The organism is Schwartzia sp. (in: firmicutes), assembly GCF_978017985.1.
Genome location: NZ_CDXDFU010000115.1, coordinates 1 through 4,155 on the forward strand (window position 1 = coordinate 1; position 4,155 = coordinate 4,155).

Annotated in this window: 5 protein-coding genes; 4 read left to right on the forward strand and 1 reads right to left on the reverse strand. The window is 51.6% G+C overall.

Features of this window, described 5'->3' with window-relative positions; genetic code table 11:
- Both ACY69O_RS05255 and ACY69O_RS05260 read left to right on the forward strand, forming a co-directional pair.
- The coding region (locus tag ACY69O_RS05255; protein WP_462332415.1) for an autotransporter outer membrane beta-barrel domain-containing protein at window positions 1-525 on the forward strand (525 nt) is incomplete at its 5' end.
- 78 nt (window positions 526-603) lie between these two features.
- On the forward strand, window positions 604-984 hold the full coding sequence (locus ACY69O_RS05260; RefSeq protein WP_462332416.1) for a hypothetical protein: 381 nt from the start codon (window positions 604-606) through the stop codon (window positions 982-984).
- A 99-nt stretch (window positions 985-1,083) separates the two neighbouring features.
- Here ACY69O_RS05260 and ACY69O_RS05265 read toward each other — a convergent pair whose 3' ends face one another.
- Window positions 1,084-1,659 (reverse strand): hypothetical protein, encoded by a 576-nt coding sequence (locus ACY69O_RS05265; protein ID WP_462332417.1) that lies wholly within the window; start codon window positions 1,657-1,659, stop codon window positions 1,084-1,086.
- Between the two features lie 196 nt (window positions 1,660-1,855).
- On the opposite strand from ACY69O_RS05265, the gene rplI reads away from it, so the two are divergent.
- Both rplI and lonC read left to right on the forward strand, forming a co-directional pair.
- Window positions 1,856-2,302: a 50S ribosomal protein L9 gene (gene rplI / locus ACY69O_RS05270; RefSeq protein WP_462332418.1), complete on the forward strand. Its 447-nt coding sequence runs from the start codon at window positions 1,856-1,858 to the stop codon at window positions 2,300-2,302.
- Between the two features lie 3 nt (window positions 2,303-2,305).
- Window positions 2,306-4,155 (forward strand): Lon family ATP-dependent protease (gene lonC, locus ACY69O_RS05275; RefSeq protein WP_462332419.1); only part of this gene is annotated, 1,850 nt, incomplete at its 3' end.

Below are 4,155 nucleotides of genomic sequence, written 5' to 3' on the forward strand. Positions count from 1 at the left end.
AGACATTTCTACGCAGGAGATAATTACAATGCAAAAGCTGATTACAGCAGCAAGACAATCGAATTTAACGGGCGTTACAGTTATGATTTGAGTTATGGAAAACAAGGCTGGCATCATAAGCCTTTTGCTTCCTTCCAGGCGGTACATTACCGTCAGGGAAGCTACAGCGAAAGCGGCGCGTACGAGTTCGGGCAGGTAGTTGACAGCGGAAGCAGCACCTATACGGCGGCTGCCATCGGCTGGGATTTTGCCCGTGACTTTGGCAAGGACGGGTATGTGGAGGTTGAGCTTGGTGTCTCCCGTACTCTTGGCGGCGCGAACCCCGCGTACGGGGCGCGGCTTGCAGGCGGCGGAGAGAAATTTATGATGCAGAGCCGTTCCATGGACAAGACGCGGGTTCTGCTTGGAATCTACGGCAGCCGTGCACTTAATGACCGCTGGCGTATCGGCGGAGAGCTCGGAATCGCGCAGGGCGCGCATGACAGGGATATCACCGCGAGTGTTACAATGCGGTGCACATGGTAACCAATATTGTCAGAGACAGGGGAAACAAACTCTGAGCATAAGGCATAAAAATGATTGTTATTAAAGGGAGGTAATTGCATGAGAAAATACCGTTATGCAGGTCTTTTAATCGCAGCATTTGTTTTGGCTATGGCTTTTGCCAGCGTCGCTATGGCAGGCTCCCGCGGCAGCCAGAATTTTACGCTGGAGAACGGCACGGGCCGTGTTATCACTGAGATTTATCTCAGCCCGACGAAAAAGAGCACATGGCTCTATCAGGACGAGCTCGGCAAGAACCAGGTTCTCTGGCCGGGACAGGAAATCTTCCTGGATTTCGACCCGATGGACAACGTTCAGTACTGGGATATCAAGGTTGTATATGAAAATGGAGACGAGGAATATTGGTACGGTCTTGACCTCTTCCGCATCTATCATGTAACAATCCGTCCGGGTACTATCGCAACTATCGACACCGTCTGATTCGGCAGAGAAATCGTCTTTCAGCCGCTCAAATTTCACTCCCCTGTTCATGAAAAAGCCCGCAGAAGAATTTCTCCTGCGGGCTTTATATTTGATAGTTTATTTTGCTGTCAGCATTTTTTCTTTTATGACCTTGTTGATGTCCTTGTTTATCTTTTGCATTGCTTCTAAAGCCACGGATTTGTTTCCTACGGTGCCGATCCATGTGCTGTCGTAATGCTGCTCGACAAATTTTCCGTTATAGAGATAGCGGTCGCCCTTCACGTCTATGACCTTAAAGGGAGCTGTTGCAATTATCTCGATGCCCTGGGTGAAGAAGCTGAATTTCTCCTTGCGCTGGAACGGTTCCAGCGAGAGGCAGATGATGTAATCAAAGCCCTCTCCGGCGACTGCGTCCATTATGTCACGGCGCTCTGCCATAGCAAGGTCTGTCATGCCGCTGTCCGCAAGCTTTTTGAGTACGGCGTCGCTTCTTGATACTGCAAAGTTTTTCGAAAGCGACTCATTGAGATTTTTCAAAATACAGTCGTCGAGGACATCATCATAGGTGGTCTTCGCATTGTTCACATAGACGATGGCAACACGGGGCATTTCCGCAGCCATGGCGGCAGATACCGCAGTCAGGACGAGCAGAAATGTTAAAAGCAAAATTCTTGTCATGGATAGTCGTTTCACGATGAAGTGCTCCTTTCGGGATAAAAGTATACTACTATAAGTATTTCGCCAAAACAGCCTTAGATTCCTGCATTAAGAAAAAATCATGGGTGTATGGAAGAGTGCTTTCCAGGCGGGTATGATATGGTATAATAGAAAGAACACTTTGAAAAAAGTGTTTTCAGAATCGAAAATCATAAAGAGGAGATTGATTCTTATGAAGGTTATATTGAAGCAGGACGTAAAGAAGCTCGGCAAGGCCGGGGATATCGTAGAAGTATCGGAAGGCTACGGCCGCAATTTCCTCCTGCCGCGCAAGGCAGCAGTTGAGGCAACGGCGCAGAACCTGAATCTGGCAAAGCAGAAGGCGGGCTCTGAGGCGCGCAAAAAGGCTATGGCTGCAGATGAGGCAAAGCTCATGGCAGCACAGCTTGCAAAGGTAGATGTTACAATCAAGGTCCGTGTGGGCGAGGGCGGCAAGCTCTTTGGCTCCGTAACGGGCAAGGACGTTTCAGAAGCATTGAAGAAAGACCACGACATTGACATCGAAAAACGTAAGATTTCCCTGAATAAAGAGGTCACGGCACCCGGGGAATACGAGGCGACAATCAAGGTTCACCCTGATGTGGCAACGAAGGTCAAGGTTAAAGTCGTCGCGGAGTAAGACATGGGAAACCTTTTCAAATTTTTTTCAAAGAAGGACGAGCCGGAGGAGCTGAAATTCCGCGAGAGTGACAATCCTCTGGACAGGGAGATAGACGCTCTCTACAATATGCTCGCCGACGTGATGGGCTCGGATAAGCTTGTCATAAAGGCCGGCAAAATGGACGCGCTGAAGTTCATGCGCTCGCCGCTCCACGGAGAACGTGTGCTGGCGCTCCAGCGAATTATCATGGAAAACCCGACCATCGAGCATATACCGACGGATTCGGAGATTCCGAAGCTGATTACCGTTCTTTCCGAGCATGTGGCTGACATGATGGCACGCCGCACCCTGGAGGACAAAATCGAAAAGAAAATATCCGAAAAGCTTGAGGAAAATCATCAGGAATATGTGAAGGATATCCGCATGCAGGTTCTTGATGAGGAAAAGGTGGCGACGGAGTCACCGCAGGCAGCGAAAAAACGCGAAAAGCTTGAAGCAATGGAAAAGGTGAGCCTCACCCAGTCCGTCATGGAGCTGCTCCGCCCGCAGTCCATGGACGAAATCGTGGGGCAGGAGCGAGCTGTTCATTCCCTTCTTGCGAAGCTGTCCTCCCCCTATCCGCAGCACCTGCTGCTTTACGGACCTCCGGGCGTGGGAAAGACCACGGCTGCGCGTCTTGTTCTGGAGGCGGCGAAAAAGGTGAAGGAAGCTCCCTTTGAAGAAACGGCTCCCTTCGTGGAAACTGACGGAGCTACACTCCGCTGGGACCCGCGCGACATGACGAACCCTCTTCTGGGCTCTGTTCACGACCCTATCTATCAGGGTGCGCGCAAGGATTTGGCGGACAACGGCATACCTGAGCCGAAGCTGGGACTTGTCAGCGACGCTCACGGCGGCGTTCTCTTCATAGATGAAATCGGCGAAATGGACCCTATGCTGCAGAACAAGCTGCTGAAGGTTCTTGAGGATAAGCGCGCGTTCTTTGAGTCCACATACTACGACCCTACGGACGAAAAAACGCCGCCTTACGTCAAAAAGCTGTTTGAGGACGGAGCTCCCGCGGATTTCGTGCTTATCGGCGCGACTACCCGCGAATCACGGGATATCAGCCCCGCGCTCCGTTCACGCTGCGCGGAGATTTACTTTGAACCGCTGACTCCTGCGCATATCGTAAAGATTGTGGAGGCGGCTGCGAAAAAGCTGTCTGCCGTTCTTGAGGAGGGCGCTTCGCAGCTTATCAGCGACTATACGGTTGAGGGCCGAAAGGCAATCAATATTCTTGCGGACGCCTACAGCTTTGCCATTGAACGCAGTCATGACCGTGCGGAGGGCGAAGCAGTCACAATAACGAAGGACGATATCTACGCTGTCGCGCAGGTCAGCCGTCTTTTCCAGTTCGTTACGAAAAAGGCATCTGACCGCACGGAGGTCGGCCATATATTCGGACTCGGTGTTTCGGGCTATATCGGCTCGGTTATCGAGATAGAGGCTGTTGCATTCCCTGCCCGTGAAGCAGGAAAGGGCAAAGTGCGCTTCAACGAAACCGCAGGAAGCATGGCGAAGGATTCCGTGTTCAACGCGGCATCGGTCATGCGCAGAATCACAGGCAAGGATCTGGCGGACTATGACGTTCATATCAATGTGGTGGGCGGCGGAAATATCGACGGCCCATCCGCAGGTACGGCAATCCTCGCTGCTATTATCAGCGCAGTGGAGAACCGCCCTATCCGTCAGGACGTGGCTGTGACCGGAGAGATTTCCCTGTACGGACGTGTACGCCCCGTTGGCGGCGTAAACGAAAAAGCCTACGGCGCAAAGCAGGCAGGAATCAAAACCCTCGTCATTCCGAAGGAAAACGGGAAGGATATCGC

Bases quoted from the DNA above. Each gene is read 5' to 3' on its own strand.
- ACY69O_RS05260 (WP_462332416.1), top strand. From the start codon at position 604: ATGAGAAAATACCGTTATGCAGGTCTTTTAATCGCAGCATTTGTTTTG.
- rplI (WP_462332418.1), top strand. From the start codon at position 1,856: ATGAAGGTTATATTGAAGCAGGACGTAAAGAAGCTCGGCAAGGCCGGG.